We start from the raw sequence: 16,998 nt of genomic DNA, 5'->3' as shown, positions 1-16,998 counted from the left end.
CTTATGAAATTTGTCTACATTCTGGTAGTTCTATTGTATGCTACCAATATATATGGTCAAGTAGAGATAGTCAGTGAAGAGATGCTGACGCAAAAAATCAAACACTCCGATAAGGAATATAAACTTATATGCATTTTTTGTAATTATTGCACTGGAGTTGAGCATCGGTATTCAGAGGTTGTAAAGGAAGCCAGAAACAATAAAAACATGGAAGCCTTTTTTATCTGTGCACAAGACGGTGGAGAGATTGCTCAAAATGATTCTTTTGAGAAAATGGGAATGAACGTTTATCTGATTAACCAATTAAGAAAAAGAAAACTAATCAGTTTTTATAATCCGATTAAGGCTGCAGCTAAGTATTTGAAGACATATTTAGGAGTAGATTCGGAAGAGATGGGAGCATCCGCTTTCTGCATTCTTGATAAGGAGAATAAGGTGATTGTTCAAACGAACTGGAAAATGGAGGATGATGAATATTTTCGGACGATGAAGGTTGGTTTACAATCAGGTACAAAATAGGTTTTAAGGAGTGTGTCAAAACTCTGTGGTGGGTTATGACACACTTAAATACATTTACGGACTATCTATCTGACTAGTCTGTGAATACTTTCTGAGACAAGCAGTAGCAACGGCAGATAGTCCTTTAAATCCGTACGCAGTTGTTTTAACGCCTGCTGAATACGGTAATCTATTGTTTTGGGAGATACCCCCAGTGTTTCCGCAATTTCTTTGTAGCTCATATCCCGGAAGCGATGCATAACAAAAGCTTCTCGGTAACTTTCGGGTAGTGCTGCGACCGCATCTTCAATCCGCTTCGTAAGTTCTTCTATCTGATAATAGTCCGTGTCTTGCAGCATCTCTTGCATTTCTTCATAAAAGCGGGTATCCGCCCGTTGGGTGGCGTCGATATGTGCAATCTTGTTCAAAGCCCTGCGATACACCATCTTGAAGAGATAGGAATTAAGAGAGGACTCGATAACCAGTGTTTCCCGGTTTTCCCAAATCCATAAAAGGGAATCCTCTACAATTTCTTCCGCATCTTCCAACTCGACAAACCGTTGACCATACGCGCACAGCATCGGATAATATCTCCGAAACAGTGTATCAAACGCTTTCTGATCTCCGCGTTGAACGGCTGATAATAGAAAATCATTGTCTGATTGATAGGTTCCTTTCATGTATTAGTCCTGTATTTCAACTGCAAATATAGCTTTTTTATGAGAAAACAAAGATTTTCTGAAAAAAAATGGTTTTTAGTTTAGGAGTCTTCTGGTTCTCTCTTGTCTTATAATAAAAGGCAATAAAATAGCATATGGATAATACAGGTAAAAATAAGATAGAAGAACTGCTTCCCCGTTATTGTGAAGGACTGACAACGGAGGAAGAACGCCTGCAAGTCGAAGCTTGGATGGATGAATCGGAAGAGAACCGACGGATGGCAAAACAAGTTCATGCACTTTATTTGGCTACGGATACACTTCATGTTATGAAGAAAGTAGACACAGAGAAAGCTTTGTCAAGGGTAAAAAGCAGGATGACAGGTAAGAAGAAAACGATGTGGTGGGAATGGGCACAACGTGCGGCAGCAGTTCTGTTCATTCCACTTCTCGTCACTTTGATGGTGCAGCATTGGGGAAATGATGAGCAAGAGGTGGCACAAATGATGGAGATAAAGACTAATTCCGGAATGACTACTTCATTAACATTACCCGACGGTACACTCGTTTTCCTGAATTCAGAATCAACACTAAGTTACCCGTCACGCTTCGACGGAGATACGCGAAACGTAAACTTACAGGGAGAAGCTTATTTCGAAGTTGCCAAGAATCCGGAGAAGAAATTCATCGTTTCCACTTCCCATCAGTCTCAAATAGAAGTACTGGGAACTCACTTCAATGTAGAAGCCTACGAAAAAGAAAATAGAGTTTCAGCTACCTTGGTAGAAGGGAAAATCGGTTTTATCTACAAGTGCGATAATGCTTCTAAGAAAGTACTGATGGCTCCCGGCCAAAAACTGATTTATGACTCGAAAGACAGTAAGGTACAACTTTATGCCACTTCCGGTGAATCGGAGACAGCTTGGAAGGAAGGTAAGATTATATTCAGAAACACTCCTTTGGAAGAAGGCTTGCGAATGTTGGAAAAACGGTATAATGTAGAGTTTATCATTAAAAACAATCGTCTGAAAGGAGACTCCTTTACAGGAACATTCACCAACCAACGCCTGGAACGCATTCTTGAATACTTCCAGCTTTCTTCTCAAATCCGTTGGCGTTATCTTGATTCTCCGGATATAACAGATGAAAAGAGTAAGATTGAAATATATTGATTGAATAACCTTAATACAGAAATGCAATGAAAGACAGAGCCCCTTAAACAAAAAACATACGGGATGATATTGGCGTATCTTCCCGTATGGAAATCGGTAAATCTTTTTGAGCTTGTTTGGCGACAAGCTTAGATAAACTTTTTATTAACTTTAAGTCATCACAAATTTATGCAAAATTATTTTAGCATCCAATTTTTATGGGTGGTAAAGTCGCTTTGGCTAACCTCAAAAAAAATCCCATTATTTATGAGACTTCTGATTTTATTCTTGGTATGCTCTATCGGGTTGGGCTATGCAGCCGATAGTTATGCACAGAAAGCAATGATTAGTATTGATGCCCGCAATCAGCGTGTAGAGGATATTCTGAAAGAGATTGAGGAGCAATCGGATTTTGATTTTTTTTTCAACAACAAGCATGTAGATTTGAATCGCCGTGTGTCCGTCTCGGCTGATAAAAGTAATATTTTTAATGTATTACAAGAAGTCTTTGCTGGTACGAATGTGAAATATTCCGTGTTGGATAAGAAAATTATATTGTCTGTTGAGGTGCAGTCACTGCAGCAGGACAAGAAAGTAACGGTATCGGGTACAGTGCTGGACGCTCACGGTGAGCCGATAATTGGAGCCAGTGTATTGGAAAAAGGAGTGCAGGGAAACGGAACGATTACGGATGTAGACGGTAATTTCAAACTCTCCGTTTCATCATCAAAAGCTCAACTGGAGATTTCTTATATTGGTTATTTATCACAAACAGCTATTGTGCAGCCTGGAAAAATGTTGAAGGTCGTACTGAAAGAAGATGCAAAGCAGTTGGACGAGGTTGTAGTAGTGGGCTATGGAACCCAGAGCAAAAAAACGCTGACCGGTTCTGTTTCGGAGATAGTTATGGGAAATATTGAAACCGGAACTCAGGCTTCGGTCGCCAATGCTTTGGCAGGAAAGGCGGCAGGTCTTCGTGCTTTTAAGCAATCAGCTCAACCAGGCGGAGCTGTAGATTTGAAGATTCGTGGAGAAGGTTCAATCAGTGCCGGAAATGACCCGTTGATTGTTATAGATGGATTTCCTGTGAAATCGGACAATTACTTGGCTTCGGGCAATAATAAATATGAAGCGGGTTCGGTGGATAATATTCTCGATTCTTTGAATCCGGATGATATAGAATCTATAACCGTATTGAAAGATGCGGCCTCTACGGCTATTTATGGCGCACGTGCTGGACATGGAGTTATTATTATAACCACAAAGAGAGGTAAAGCTCAGAAATTACAAATCAACTATTCGGGTGATGTATCTTTCCAGACGATTCAGAATAATTATGAGATGTTGGATGCGCGCAGTTTTATGGAGATGCGTAACAGGCAGTTGTACGAGGAATATCTTAAATTGTACGGCTTAGATATTTATGCCCCTTATATCCAGAACTCTAATGAAAGGGAGTCTTTTAAACCTAAATATACGAATGACGAAATATTACGGGCTGATAATACGGATTGGTTGGATTTGGTTACTCGGAATGGATTTATGCAGCAGCATAACCTTTCAATGAATGGTGGAAGCGAGTCGGTGAAATACTTATTGTCAGCCAATTATATGAAACAAGAAGGAGTTGTGAAAAATAATGGTGCCCAACGATTCTCTTTCAGGTTCAATTTAGATCAGGAAGTAAATAAATATCTTGCTTATGGAGTGAATGTTACGTTCGCGCAAAATAAGTATGATAATGTTCCTTTGGGAGCGGGTACGCAGGAAAACTCAGGAGTGCTGACTGCGGCTATACAGGCCAATCCTGTTAATCCGGTATATGATGAGAATGGCGAATTTTATATTGACCCGGAACGTCCTTTTGTTCCTAATGCGGTATCATTGTTGGATATTCAGGATAAGACAACGAAGAACAGAATGTTGGGAAGTGCTTTTGTAAAAGTTAAACCATTGAAAGGGCTGGAATTGAAGGCACAGGTCGGTGCCGATCTCAAATTCCAGAAACGTTCGAGTTATATTCCTAAAACGACGCTGGAAGGACAGACACAACAAGGTTTTGCCAATATTGCTCAGCAAGATGCGGCAGATTATCTATTGGATTTGACAGCATCGTATAACAATACATTCGGCTCACACAAGATTCAGGCGCTGTTGGGATACTCTTATCAGAAGTTTACGGGAGAAGGGGTGAATGCCGGGAACAAGAACTTTCTTATTGATGGTTTCTCATATCATAAATTGTCTGCAGGCGGATTCGAAAAACCGATTGTAGGTTCTTCTGCATGGAGCAATGCTATGGCTTCATTTTTTGCCCGTTTGCATTACAACTATAAAGACCGTTATATGGTGGAAGGTACCATCCGAACAGATGGTGATTCTAATTTTGCTCCGAAAAATCGTTGGGGATTCTTTCCATCCATATCCGCCGCATGGCGAATTAATGAAGAAGCTTTCATGAAGTCTACCCGTGAATGGTTGTCGAACTTGAAGTTGAGAGCTTCTTACGGACAGACAGGAAACTCGAATGTTGGTTATCATATACAGAACTTTTATAATACGGGAGACCGGAATGTGGTATTTGGTGAGACTTCTAAAGAACATGTAGGAGTATACGCTACTACACTAGCCAATCCTGATATAACATGGGAGACTACCTCTGAATTGAATGTTGGTCTGGATATCGGAATTTTTAACGAGCGTATCCGGTTGACTGTTGAATACTTCAACCGTCGTATCTCTGATTTATTGAATGACCGTCCATTGTTATCTTATCATGAGATTGGATCTATTAAAGCCAATATTGGCGAAACAAAAAGTCAGGGAGTGGAGGTTACATTGAATACGGCCAACATACAGACAAAGAATTTTAATTGGAATTCTACTTTGACATTATCTCATTATGAAGACCGTTGGTCGAAGCGTAGTCCTTATTGGAAACCTGAACCCTATGAGAAAGCGGACGATCCGTTGCGTGCCCAATATTACTACCATGCTCTTGGTATTATGCGTCCGGGTGACAAAGCTCCGGCAGCGCAGGCTGACCTTTTGCCTGGTATGATTATTCTGCAAGATGATAATAACGATAATAAGATAGGAAAGGAAGATATGCATTATATTGGTAATGGTGCTCCTAAGTTAACGTTCGGATTTAACAATGCATTCCGCTATAAAAACTGGGATTTGAGTTTTTACTTTTATGGAGAAACCGGACGTAAACGTGCAGAAAGCTATAAGGAGAAATGGATACGGACGAGCGGTGAGAATGTATCTGTTCTGTCATACAAGTCTTTCAACCATAATAATACGGCCTCTGACTATCCGACATACCTGTTTGGTGGACAGAATTTCGGAGATTATTTCGTGAAGTCTGTTTATTATATTCGTTGCGGAAATATAAATCTTGGTTATAATATTCCGGTAAATAAGATTAAATGGATGCAAAGATGCAGGGTGTATGCAGACGTGACTAATCCATTTGTAATAACGAACTGGACAGGTGTGGATCCGGAAACCGATAACGGAGAGTTTGCTTATCCGAATATCATTTCTTATAATTTCGGTGTAAATATAACTTTTTAATAAACAGAATTATCAAAAAAGAAGGTTATGAAGAAACATCATTTATTGAAGATAATACTTTCTGCTTTTTTCCCCATATTTTGGATGGGATGTGAACTGGAAACTGAGATATATAGTGAGATAAATCCAACCTTGTTTCCACAGAACGAGTCTGATGTGCAAGCGTTGGTAGATGCCAATTATCGTGTGTTTACCAGTTATGGTATTTTTACGATTGACGCCGGTTATACCTTGCAATCGGATATGGTGACCGATCATGTAGAGTGTACCTGGGGGTGGACTACTGTTTACAATTCATTCGAAGCCGACGACTGGCATATTGATGGGGATTTCCGTAGAGTATATGACAATTCCAAGTATCTGGCTTCGATGATGCTGACAATAGATCGCATCAAAGATGTACCGATGAATCAGGATGCTTTGAATAACTATATTGCAGAAATGAAATGCGGAATGGGCTTTTTGGCATTTATGCTGTACGATATGTACGGGCCTATTCCTATTCCTACGTTGGAAATTTTGAAAGAGCCGTTGAATGAGAAAATTCTTCCGCGTTTATCGGAAGAACAGATGCAGGAATTTATCGAGACCAATTTGTTGGAAGCTGCAAAAGTGTTGCCTGTCCAGTATGACGCGAATAATTATGGAAGATTTACGAAAGGGTTGGCAAAAACTCTTTTGATGAAACTCTATATGATGACTGAGAGATGGGCGGATGCAGAAGCAATCGGCCAGGAGTTGACTAAGGCTCCGTTCTCTTATGGACTAGTGCCCGATTATCATTCTTTGTTCTCGTTGGCAGGGGAAATAAATAATGAAGTCATTTATTCGGCCATCAACAAGGAAGGAGTGATACATAGTCAGTGGTTTGCGCATACACTTCCGGGCGATTTTCCCACTGCTTTGGGCAATACTATAACGAAATGGGGCGGATATAAAATATCATGGCCGTTTTATGATAGTTATGAGCCTGGGGACAAGCGTCTAGAAAGACTTATCGGAGAATATACAGGCACGGATGGCATATTGCATAATAAGCAAAAGGACAGAATTGAAGGAAATGCGGGAAGTGTACTTTGGTATGGGGCAGTTCCTCAGAAATATGCGATAGAAGGTGTTGTAGGTAATATGTGTGAGATAGACCAGCCTATCTACCGCTATGCCGATGTGATTACTTTATTGGCAGAAGCGATTGTCAGAAATGGAAACAAGGTAACGCAGGAGGCATTGGACTATCTTAACATGGTGCGCAAACGGGTTGGTCTAGGTAATTATACCATGTCGGATGCCGGAGATGTTGAAACGTTTCTTGATAAAGTTCTGATAGAGCGTGGACATGAATTTTATTTGGAAGGCGTACGTCGTCAAGATCTGATTCGTCATCGTAAATTTATTCCTTATGCAGTGAAAAAAGCGGAGTGGGCAGGGCAGTCTACTGCCAAAATAGAAACCTTTGTCGACGGCAGGTATAAATATGAACGTTTCCCTATTCCGACGAAGATTATCAATGAAGGAATGGGTATTATTACACAAAATCCGGGTTATTAATAGAATTAGAAACAAAGAATATGATGAACAGATTTTATTATATAGTGTGTGGATTACTGGTCTTTGTTCTCTTATCATGTGAGAATAAGGATGAAATAGAAGTGGTAGTTCCGGTTAGTAATATATCTTTGCTGGCTCCCTTAGATGGTGCGGCATTTGACTTGAATGATGGAAAGGTGTCTGAATATACATTCTCATGGGAACAGGAGGACGGTTCGGAAGAATTGACATTGGTGCTTAGTAAAGACAAACTTCTGCGTGATCCTGTATATATTAAGGTGGGAAACGCAAATTCTTATACCATGGGGCTCAATCAGATTGATGAGTTTTTTGCAAATTTTGGAATAGCCGGTGGTGGAGAAAAGAACATCTATTGGTCTGTGAAACCTTCTGCGCAGCTTGGAATAGCTTCAAAGGAGATCCGTCATTTTAATGCTGTCAGAGTAAGGACAAAATTGCAAGAACCGGCTGATATGTCAAAAATACAGTTGAACTGGCCTGAGACAGAAGCACGGCTTAAGTTTGTCTGGGACAAGGAAGGAATCAAACCGGATGCGGAAATGGAATTATGTTTCAGTACCAAGGCGGACTTTTCCGGTAGTGTAGCATCGGCTATTCCGGATACGGAGGGCTATCTGACTCATCAGCAGTTGCAACAAGTATTGACGGAGCTTGGAGCTAAGAAATTTGATTTTACACGGCTTTTCTGGAATGTGAAGGTAAAGAGTGAGAGTGATTATGTTTCACGTGCTTCTGCGGCTATTGATTTGGGTAGTATGATGATGTTTGAAGATGTTCGCGGAGATGAACGGATACAGTATAAAGTAACCCGGATAACTTATGCTAATGGTTCTTCCCAAGTATGGTTGGCTGAGAATCTACGTGCCAAAAATTATCCAGACGGTGCTCCTATTGAAAATACGAATGTATTCCAAGCTTCAGAAACGGCGGTAATTACTGCGGGACATGTGAAGGCTTACGGCTGTTATTACACCTATTGGATTCAAGATAATATTGCACCTGAGGGGTGGAGACTTCCTACGTTTGATGAATGGCAAATGCTTTTTGACGATTCGAGGAACATTGGAGGTTCAATGGCTGTTTTGAAAGATCCGGTATATTATGAGAAATTTGACGGAAAAGACACTCCTTTGGCAAATGCTTGGGGATTAGGTTTGGTTTCGGCGGGAAATTATAATGTAGAAACCGGCGAATTGAGTAATGCAATGAATGTGTACTGTTATTATTACGCTGCAGGTTTAATGGAAGAAGCAGATCCTCACCATAACTTCGTGCATGATGGGGGATGGACATTATGGAAAACTTGGGGGACTCCCTGTCCGGCAAGATTCGTTTATATAGAAAAGTGAGAAACAGTAAGTGAAGTAGTATTGTATAATTGATAAAAAAAGAAATCTATGTATAAATATATTTGTTTATTATTTGGTTTGTTAATACTTTCACCTTCTTTTTGCGGGTGTACAGAAACAACTACTATTGATGCGACCTTGTGGGAAGTAGTTGATAATACAAACGATGAACCGGAACAGCCGGACGAAACTTTGGGAGATATTGTTCCGATTGCCTCATTGAACAATCCAGATCGCGGTTTACATGTGGAAGTCGATTATCTCTTGCATAATCTAAAGGAACCCTGGGCGGATGTTTATTTTCCGGATGGTTTTGTAGGTCCTAAAATAGATATACATCGTGCGCAGAACGATGGGGTGACGTTGACTCAGATGTATATTTATCTGACAGAGTATGTGAAATCTGATATTCCACAATCAGCATTGGATGATTTGCAGAGAATGTTTGATAAACTGAAAGAAGGAGGGTATAAAGCCATTTTGCGTTTTGCTTATAAGACGGATGGGGAAGGTACTACATCTGGTGAAGAGTCTCCCGAATGGGTAGAGCGCCATTTGGAACAACTGACTCCTATTCTGAATAAGAATTTGGGACTGATTGCTGTAATGCAGGCCGGATTTGTCGGTACTTGGGGTGAATGGCACAGTTCACCGATGGACAATAATCAAGCGGCTAAAAACAGAGTTGTCAATGCACTTCTGAAAGCATATCCTTATTGTATAGAAATGCGCCATCCGCGGTATAAAACAGCATTGACACTGGAAAATGAAGCTGACAGGAATCGTATTGGTTTTGCGAATGATTATTTTACAGTAGGTGAACACCGGCTTTCTCCGGATAATGATTTTGTGTATGGCGATCCGGCCTATGTTGAACTGACAAATGAATCGCACCAATATTATGTAAGTGGTGAAATCCCTTATTCTGGTGCTACTGATTGGGAGTTCAATACTATTATGCCGATAGAAAAAGTGGTTGTAGCATTGAGAGACCATCATTATTCTGCATTTGATATTAGTCAGAATTTTGACTTGAATATTTTGTCCTGGAAGAATCAGAAGGTATACCCGCAGTGGTTGGATCGTAATCAGATATTATATGCCGATAATTATTTCAAGGATGAAGAAGGGAATACAGTGGTTCGTTCTTTTTATGATTTCGTGCGCGACCATCTGGGCTATCGTCTGAATCTTCTGGAAGAATCAACCTTAAGTGTAGAAGGACAGAACTTGATTTATAATTTGCAACTTACTAATACAGGCTTTTCTACAGTATTGAATCCAAGACCTGTCTATCTGGTGTTCATAAGCGAATCTGAACGAGTGGAGAAAGAAATTAAATTGGAGAATGTTAATCCTAAAAACTGGCAACCGTTTGAACCGGGGACACGAAATCATGAGGCTTTGATTCATAAGATGGAAGGAAGAGTAAATGTTGGACTTTCAGGGAAATACCAGGTTGGAATATGGATGCCTGATGGCAGTGAATCATTGAAATATAACAGTGCATATGGGGTAAAATGGGCGTTGAACACTAAGACAACTCATTGGATAGACAATGAAAATAAATACGTGGTCAATGTAATAGGAGAAGTTGAGTTTTGATGATTTAGAATAATATTGTTTGAAATATAAATAGTCCCGACGATAATGATAATGATATTTCTTTATCATTATCATCGGGATATTAATTAATAGTATTGATGAATAGCAAATATAATTTTTTCACTTTTTGTGTAATAGCTGTTTTGCTAATTTCAGCCTGTTCCTCCCCCAAGGAACAGGTTAAAATAGAAAATGGCACTTTTAATATCAACGGGAAAGAGGTGCAACTGATTTGTGGAGAAATGCACTATCCCCGTATTCCACACGAGTATTGGCGTGACCGTCTGCATAGGGCGCGTGCAATGGGGCTGAACACTGTCTCCGCTTACGTATTCTGGAATTTCCACGAACGCCAACCGGGTGAATTTGACTTCAGCGGGCAGGCGGATATTGCCGAATTTGTTCGTACTGCACAGGAAGAAGGACTATATGTCATTCTTCGCCCCGGACCGTATGTATGTGCGGAATGGGATTTCGGCGGATACCCTTCGTGGCTTCTGAAAGAAAAAGACATGACCTATCGTAGCAAGGACCCGCGTTTCCTTTCCTATTGTGAACGCTATATCAAGGAACTTGGGAAGCAACTGTCCCCTCTGACTATCAACAATGGCGGTAATATTATCATGGTGCAGGTAGAAAATGAATACGGTTCGTATGCAGCAGATAAAGAATATCTTACCGCTATTCGTGATATGATAAAAGAGGCCGGATTCAATGTTCCGTTGTTCACCTGCGACGGTGGCGGACAAGTAGAAGCCGGTCATATTGACGGCGCATTGCCTACACTGAACGGTGTGTTCGGTGAAGATATTTTCAAAGTAGTGGATAAATACCATCCGGGCGGCCCTTATTTTGTGGCGGAGTTCTACCCGGCTTGGTTTGATGAGTGGGGCAAGCGTCATTCGTCTGTCGCTTATGAGCGTCCTGCCGAACAATTGGACTGGATGTTGAGCCACGGAGTGTCTGTCAGTATGTATATGTTTCATGGCGGAACCAATTTCTGGTACACGAATGGAGCCAATACCAGTGGTGGCTATCAACCTCAGCCGACAAGTTACGATTATGACGCGCCTTTGGGCGAATGGGGAAATTGCTATCCCAAATATCATGCATTCAGAGAAGTGATTCAGAAATATCTGCCCGAGGGGACTGTATTGCCGGAAGTGCCTGCCGATAATCCGACCACCACTTTCGCTACAGTCGAATTAAAGGAAAGTGCCCCTTTGACTGCCGCTTTTCATCAGACTATACGAACGGAAGAGGTACTGTCAATGGAAGACGTAGGAATGGATTTCGGATATATTCATTATCAGACAACCATTCAAAAAGCAGGAAAGCGGAAACTTATCATACAGGATTTGCGTGACTATGCTGTTATTCTGATAGATGGAAAACAAGTAGCTAGCTTGGATCGCCGTTACAATCAGAATAGCGTGACGTTGAATGTACAGAAAGCACCCGCTACGCTAGAGATTCTGGTTGAAAACACCGGGCGTGTGAATTACGGTCCCGATATACTGTTCAATAGGAAGGGCATCACCAGCCAAGTCTTGTGGGGCGATGAAAAATTGACCGGATGGTCTGTTACTCCGTTACCTTTGTATAAGGAGAAAGTTGCGGAAATGAATTTCGGTGAAACCATCAAAGGAGTTCCAGCTTTCCATAAAGGAACATTTACGGTTCCGAAGAAAGGTGACTGTTTTGTCGATATGAGCCAATGGGGCAAAGGATCCGTTTGGGTAAATGGCAAGTCACTCGGACGTTTCTGGAATATAGGTCCTCAGCAAACACTCTATCTGCCTGCCCCATGGTTGAAAGAAGGGGAGAATGAGATTGTAGTCTTTGAGATGGAAGATACGGGCAATCGTACTTTGCGGGGGCTGGAACAGCCTGTCCTGGATAGCTTGGGTATAGACAAGAACTACCAAAGTGGACAGCGCCGTGCGATAGTGGGCACTCCGGTTTTGGAAGAAGGCGATGTAGCATTGAAAGCCACTTTGCAGGAAATCAATGAATGGCAAGCCTTCGATTTCCCTGTAGCGACGACTCTTCGCCATTTCTGTATCGAGACTCTTTCTTCTTACACGGAAGACCATCAGGCTTGCATTTCAGAAGTAGAACTGATAGATGATAAAGGACAGCCGATTGATAAGAAAAAATGGGAAACCGTTTATGTGAGCAGCGAGCAGACTGATAAGAATATGGGTGTAGCGGAGAATCTGTTCGACGGAGATATTTCTTCTTTCTGGCATACAGATGCGGATGCCGACCCACATCATCCTCACCGGATTATTGTTGATATGAAGGAAATATATAAAGTCTCTGCTATCCGTTTTAAAGTTCGCAAAGGCTCATTCTTATCGGGAAAGGTGAAAGACGTAAATATATATGCTCGTCCACAATTCTTCTTGTTTCAATGATTAAAGCGTGAGTGATTGAAAAGAATTCAAATCTTATTTACTATATTTGAAGAATCTAAAAATAAACTACTATGTATACGCGCTTTTTGTTAATTTTATTACTTGGGACTATATGGCTATATAGCTGTCAGTCAGAACAACCACCGGTCACTTCTCTGGCCGCACGTGTGACGGAAGGTACTTCGGACGACCGGATTCTTTTCCGGCTTATTGTTGACGCGGATAATCCGTCGAAAGATTACTTTGAAATATCTTCAGAAAACGGCAAAGTCCTGATAACTGGCAATTCCGATTTGTCATTGGCAACGGGATTAAACTGGTATTTGAAGTATGTGGCGGGCATTCACCTTTCCTGGAACAATCCGTCTCAGAAATTGCCGGAGGTATTGCCGCTTCCCCAAGAGAAAATCCGTCAGGAGACATCCATGAAAAGCAGGTATTACCTGAACTATTGCACCTATTCTTACTCAATGGCGTTTTGGGATTGGGAGCGTTGGGAGAAGGAGATAGATTGGATGGCAATGCACGGCATTAATATGCCTTTGAGCATTACCGGGATGGAAGTCGTCTGGTACAATCTGTTGAAGCGTGTCGGATATACAACGGAAGAAATCAATGAGTTTATTTCCGGCCCGGCTTTTATGGCATGGTGGCAGATGAATAACCTGGAAGGATGGGGCGGACCGAATCCCGATAGTTGGTATCAGCAGCAGGAAGTGCTTCAAAAGAAGATAATATCCCGTATGCGGGAATTGGGGATTGAACCTGTATTTCCCGGATATTCGGGAATGGTTCCCCGTAATATAGGCGAGAAACTGGGTTATCAGATTGCCGATCCCAGCACTTGGTGCGGATTCCCTCGTCCGGCTTTCCTCTCCACAGAAGACGAACACTTCGATTCTTTCGCTGCCATGTATTATGAAGAACTGGAGAAACTATATGGAAAAGCCCGATATTATAGTATGGATCCATTCCATGAAGGTGGCAACACGGAAGGAGTAGACTTGGCAAAAACCGGAACTTCTATTATGAAAGCCATGAAGAAAGCGAATCCGGGAGCTGTCTGGGTGATTCAGGCATGGCAGATAAATCCCCGGGAAGAAATGATTTCTTCTCTCAATCAGGGAGACTTGATGGTGTTGGACTTATATAGCGAGAAACGTCCGCAATGGGGTGATCCGAATTCTGAATGGGTTCGCGAGAAAGGCTTCGGCAAACATGACTGGCTCTATTGTATGCTGCTGAACTTTGGTGGAAATGTAGGCTTGCACGGCCGGATGGATCAATTGATAAGCGGATACTATGACGCGTGTGCACATGCCAATGGAAAAACGTTGCGTGGAGTAGGGGCAACCCCCGAAGGGATTGAGAACAACCCGGTGATGTTCGAACTGCTTTATGAACTTCCCTGGCGTGAAGAGCGGTTCTCTTCCGATGAATGGCTGCAAGGCTATTTGAAGGCGCGTTATGGCGGAGACATCCCGCCGGAAGTGGCAGAAGCCTGGCGTGCATTGGAGCATACCGTTTACAATGCTCCTAAAAACCACCAGGGTGAAGGAACGATTGAGTCCTTGTTGTGTGCTCGTCCGGGATTTCATCTGGACAGGACATCTACATGGGGATATTCCAAGCTGTTCTATTCTCCGGACTCAACGGCAAAAGCGGCTAACCTGCTGCTTGCTGTTGCCGATCGGTATAAAGGAAACAACAACTTTGAATATGACCTGGTGGATATTGTACGTCAGAGTAATGCTGACAAAGGAAATATGTTACTCGAAGAAATATCTCGGAACTATGACCGGAAAGATAAAGAAAATTTCCGGAAGCAGACACAGCAATTCCTTGAGCTCATCTTGTCGCAAGACAGCTTATTGTCTACTCGGAAAGAGTTCTCCGTATCTTCTTGGTTGGCTGCCGCATGTTCTTTAGGTACTACCGATGCAGAAAAGAAACTCTACGAATGGAATGCATCCGCATTAATCACAGTGTGGGGAGACAGCATCGCTTCCAATCAGGGTGGTTTGCATGATTATTCTCATCGTGAGTGGAGTGGTCTTTTGAAAGATTTGTATTATCCGCGTTGGAAAGTTTTCTTTGAGCAGAAACAGCAGGAACTGGACGGTAAATCTGCCGGTGAGGCGATTAATTTCTATGGAATGGAGAGAGCTTGGGCGGAGAAGATTGGAAAATAATAGAACTGTGAAAACTTATCAATATGAGTGAGTTACATTTAAACTTATATCGAATTCACGGTACTCAACTGTCTATATAGGATTAATAGGTTCCATATAAAAAATAATCGGAAGCAAAGGTAGGAGTAAAATCCTGTTTGCTTCCGATTATTTTTTATATGGAAATCTGATATTCTTTCTTTCGAAGGTTTTAGAAAATTATTTTTCCAGCAACTCTTTCAGAAAATCATCCAACTCTTTATCCAATCCTTTCAGTAGCTCGTCGTTCACCAGTATCGTATCATCGTCTACCAGCAACAATTCAGCCACCGTTTCCTTATCTTCATCCACCAATACGAACGAGTAAGGTTTCAGAATCGTTACCTTGTCGAAGTCACCCGCATCTTTCATCCTGCAGAGGATATTGCGCAGGGAAGGCTCTATGTTTTCCAGAAAATCATCACTGTCATATGTAGTCCATTCTTCTATCATGATGTTTGCCAATTCTTCATCATCATCATTGTAAACATTAAGCTGTCCCGAAGCTTGGTCCGGTTGAAGATGGATGTCAGTAACAATAGTTTGTTCACAGTTACATGTATATTTAGCGACTGCCTTTTGGATTGCCGCTTCGATAATAGATTGTGATTGTTGGCTCAATTTCATGGGTTCCTTCTTTTTGTTAGTTCAAAGGTATAAAAAAAATAAGATTTGATACACGATTTTCTTAAAAATCGTCATTAAATCGACTCATTTGCATCTTTAACTTAGGTAATTGGCTATTTCTTTCCTTTAACTCTGCCAAATACAGGCTAGTGAGATAATAATTCGGCACATCGTCAATGGTGGCATGCATATTTTCCGATACATTTTTTTTCTCAATCTTCTTGGCTAATTGCTGTGCTTTTTCAGCCCATTCCTGCGCTTGGGTCAGACTGTCTTTCATTTCATAGTAAACTGCGATATTAAGTGCAGCCCGCATTTTCTTCTTTTCACTTTTCGTACCTTCGAAAGCCTGGCGCCAAAGTTCGTATGCTTCATCCCACGAATTTTCGCGTACATAAACGGCTGCGTCCCGCATCGGTACCGAACCGCCGGTATATAGATACCGTGTTCCTTTTTTCCACATCGGAACAATATACTTCACCGGAATCGTTCCTGCAAACTCGGCGGCTTCCTGCAACATTTCCTTATCGGGAATCATATGTGTGGCAGCTTCTATTGCCGAAGCTCCGAATTCTTCCCAAAAGATGCTGTCGTTAGGGTGAAGCGTATTCATCGGCCTGCTCCGTTCGGGCAGGTAAATTCTGACAGTAGGGTACGCCTTGACATCTACAGCCCCTTGGAAACAATTGAACTCGTCCAGGTAACGGACAGTCTTTGTCGCTTTGAGTTGCAGATTTTCTAGGGCAATGATTAAATCCACTCCTAAATCCGAAGCCAACTTACGGACTTCTTCTTGGCTTAGCGTATTTTCACGAGCCAACTTGTCATTAGCCCGTAAAGCGGAATCACAAATCACCACTTCATCAAAGTAGTTCTGGTGTGCAATCTCTTCAGCTAGTGACTCTGTCGCAATTTTAGTATCTCCATTCGCATAAGCCGTTGCGCGGCTTACGATCGGCGAGTTATCTTTGATTTTTTCAGATTGTGTGATCAGCTTGTTATCCGGCGTATTGCCGGTATTATTTACGACTGCCACTTTCCGAAGTTGAGGCGGGAAACTCAGGTCGGCAGCTTGCAGATAATCAATGGAAATCTGCTCCAGGCTTTGACAACTACTCAATGCCAACAGGAACAAAGAAACGAAAGCCAGTGAATAAGATTTTGCCATAGTTTTGTTCTATTTAGTAATTAGAACAAAAGTACTATTTTGAAAGAATAAAAGAAAGTCTCAAACAGTTTTTAACCGTTTGAGACTTTCTTTTATATATAGAGAATTAAGAAATGGAAAACTCTTGTTTCTCAATTTTTAATTTTCAATTCTCAATTTC

11 protein-coding genes are annotated in these 16,998 nt (G+C 41.5%); 8 read left to right on the top strand and 3 right to left on the bottom strand.

Features of this window, described 5'->3' with window-relative positions:
* Positions 1 to 3 precede the first annotated feature (3 nt).
* Positions 4 to 519 carry a hypothetical protein gene (locus tag CLIN57ABFB40_RS11375; RefSeq protein WP_175630150.1) on the top strand — a complete coding sequence of 172 codons (516 nt, stop codon included), beginning with the start codon at positions 4 to 6 and terminating at the stop codon, positions 517 to 519.
* Positions 520 to 584: 65 nt separating this feature from the next.
* On the opposite strand, the gene CLIN57ABFB40_RS11370 is transcribed toward CLIN57ABFB40_RS11375, so the two are convergent.
* On the bottom strand, positions 585 to 1,178 hold the full coding sequence (locus tag CLIN57ABFB40_RS11370; protein ID WP_175630149.1) for an RNA polymerase sigma-70 factor: 594 nt from the start codon (positions 1,176 to 1,178) through the stop codon (positions 585 to 587).
* Between the two features lie 134 nt (positions 1,179 to 1,312).
* Between CLIN57ABFB40_RS11370 and CLIN57ABFB40_RS11365 the strand changes: the two genes are divergently transcribed.
* The 7 genes from CLIN57ABFB40_RS11365 to CLIN57ABFB40_RS11335 all read left to right on the top strand — a co-directional run bounded on the left by CLIN57ABFB40_RS11365 (position 1,313) and on the right by CLIN57ABFB40_RS11335 (position 15,025).
* Positions 1,313 to 2,329, top strand: a complete 1,017-nt coding sequence (locus CLIN57ABFB40_RS11365; RefSeq protein ID WP_175630148.1) for a FecR domain-containing protein — start codon at positions 1,313 to 1,315, stop codon at positions 2,327 to 2,329.
* A gap of 246 nt (positions 2,330 to 2,575) precedes the next feature.
* Positions 2,576 to 5,890, top strand: coding sequence for a TonB-dependent receptor (locus tag CLIN57ABFB40_RS11360; RefSeq protein WP_254871744.1), 3,315 nt, complete (start codon positions 2,576 to 2,578; stop codon positions 5,888 to 5,890).
* Between the two features lie 27 nt (positions 5,891 to 5,917).
* Positions 5,918 to 7,438, top strand: a complete 1,521-nt coding sequence (locus CLIN57ABFB40_RS11355) for a RagB/SusD family nutrient uptake outer membrane protein (protein WP_254871743.1) — start codon at positions 5,918 to 5,920, stop codon at positions 7,436 to 7,438.
* Positions 7,439 to 7,458: 20 nt separating this feature from the next.
* A complete protein-coding gene (locus CLIN57ABFB40_RS11350) occupies positions 7,459 to 8,808 on the top strand; it encodes an FISUMP domain-containing protein (RefSeq protein WP_175630146.1) in 1,350 nt (449 codons plus the stop codon).
* Between the two features lie 48 nt (positions 8,809 to 8,856).
* The gene (locus CLIN57ABFB40_RS11345; protein ID WP_175630145.1) at positions 8,857 to 10,413 is read left to right on the top strand and encodes a DUF4874 domain-containing protein; all 1,557 of its coding nucleotides are present in this window, start codon (positions 8,857 to 8,859) and stop codon (positions 10,411 to 10,413) included.
* A 98-nt stretch (positions 10,414 to 10,511) separates the two neighbouring features.
* Entirely contained in the window at positions 10,512 to 12,833 is a 2,322-nt protein-coding gene (locus CLIN57ABFB40_RS11340; protein ID WP_175630144.1) for a beta-galactosidase, read from the top strand.
* Positions 12,834 to 12,904: 71 nt separating this feature from the next.
* Positions 12,905 to 15,025, top strand: a complete 2,121-nt coding sequence (locus CLIN57ABFB40_RS11335; RefSeq protein WP_175630143.1) for an alpha-N-acetylglucosaminidase — start codon at positions 12,905 to 12,907, stop codon at positions 15,023 to 15,025.
* A 198-nt stretch (positions 15,026 to 15,223) separates the two neighbouring features.
* On the opposite strand, the gene CLIN57ABFB40_RS11330 is transcribed toward CLIN57ABFB40_RS11335, so the two are convergent.
* Positions 15,224 to 15,670: a hypothetical protein gene (locus CLIN57ABFB40_RS11330; protein WP_175630142.1), complete on the bottom strand. Its 447-nt coding sequence runs from the start codon at positions 15,668 to 15,670 to the stop codon at positions 15,224 to 15,226.
* A 61-nt stretch (positions 15,671 to 15,731) separates the two neighbouring features.
* Positions 15,732 to 16,838: a DUF6340 family protein gene (locus tag CLIN57ABFB40_RS11325; protein ID WP_175630141.1), complete on the bottom strand. Its 1,107-nt coding sequence runs from the start codon at positions 16,836 to 16,838 to the stop codon at positions 15,732 to 15,734.
* Between the last annotated feature and the right edge of the window lie 160 nt (positions 16,839 to 16,998).

It is taken from the genome of Bacteroides acidifaciens, assembly GCF_903181435.1.
Classification (GTDB): domain Bacteria; phylum Bacteroidota; class Bacteroidia; order Bacteroidales; family Bacteroidaceae; genus Bacteroides.
Note: the sequence above shows the minus strand (reverse complement) of the source record. Positions and strands in the feature narration are given on the sequence as shown.

Bases quoted from the DNA above. Each gene is read 5' to 3' on its own strand.
- CLIN57ABFB40_RS11375 (WP_175630150.1), top strand. From the start codon at position 4: ATGAAATTTGTCTACATTCTGGTAGTTCTATTGTATGCTACCAATATA.
- CLIN57ABFB40_RS11370 (WP_175630149.1), bottom strand. From the start codon at position 1,178: ATGAAAGGAACCTATCAATCAGACAATGATTTTCTATTATCAGCCGTT.
- CLIN57ABFB40_RS11365 (WP_175630148.1), top strand. From the start codon at position 1,313: ATGGATAATACAGGTAAAAATAAGATAGAAGAACTGCTTCCCCGTTAT.
- CLIN57ABFB40_RS11360 (WP_254871744.1), top strand. From the start codon at position 2,576: ATGAGACTTCTGATTTTATTCTTGGTATGCTCTATCGGGTTGGGCTAT.
- CLIN57ABFB40_RS11355 (WP_254871743.1), top strand. From the start codon at position 5,918: ATGAAGAAACATCATTTATTGAAGATAATACTTTCTGCTTTTTTCCCC.
- CLIN57ABFB40_RS11350 (WP_175630146.1), top strand. From the start codon at position 7,459: ATGATGAACAGATTTTATTATATAGTGTGTGGATTACTGGTCTTTGTT.
- CLIN57ABFB40_RS11345 (WP_175630145.1), top strand. From the start codon at position 8,857: ATGTATAAATATATTTGTTTATTATTTGGTTTGTTAATACTTTCACCT.
- CLIN57ABFB40_RS11340 (WP_175630144.1), top strand. From the start codon at position 10,512: ATGAATAGCAAATATAATTTTTTCACTTTTTGTGTAATAGCTGTTTTG.
- CLIN57ABFB40_RS11335 (WP_175630143.1), top strand. From the start codon at position 12,905: ATGTATACGCGCTTTTTGTTAATTTTATTACTTGGGACTATATGGCTA.
- CLIN57ABFB40_RS11330 (WP_175630142.1), bottom strand. From the start codon at position 15,670: ATGAAATTGAGCCAACAATCACAATCTATTATCGAAGCGGCAATCCAA.
- CLIN57ABFB40_RS11325 (WP_175630141.1), bottom strand. From the start codon at position 16,838: ATGGCAAAATCTTATTCACTGGCTTTCGTTTCTTTGTTCCTGTTGGCA.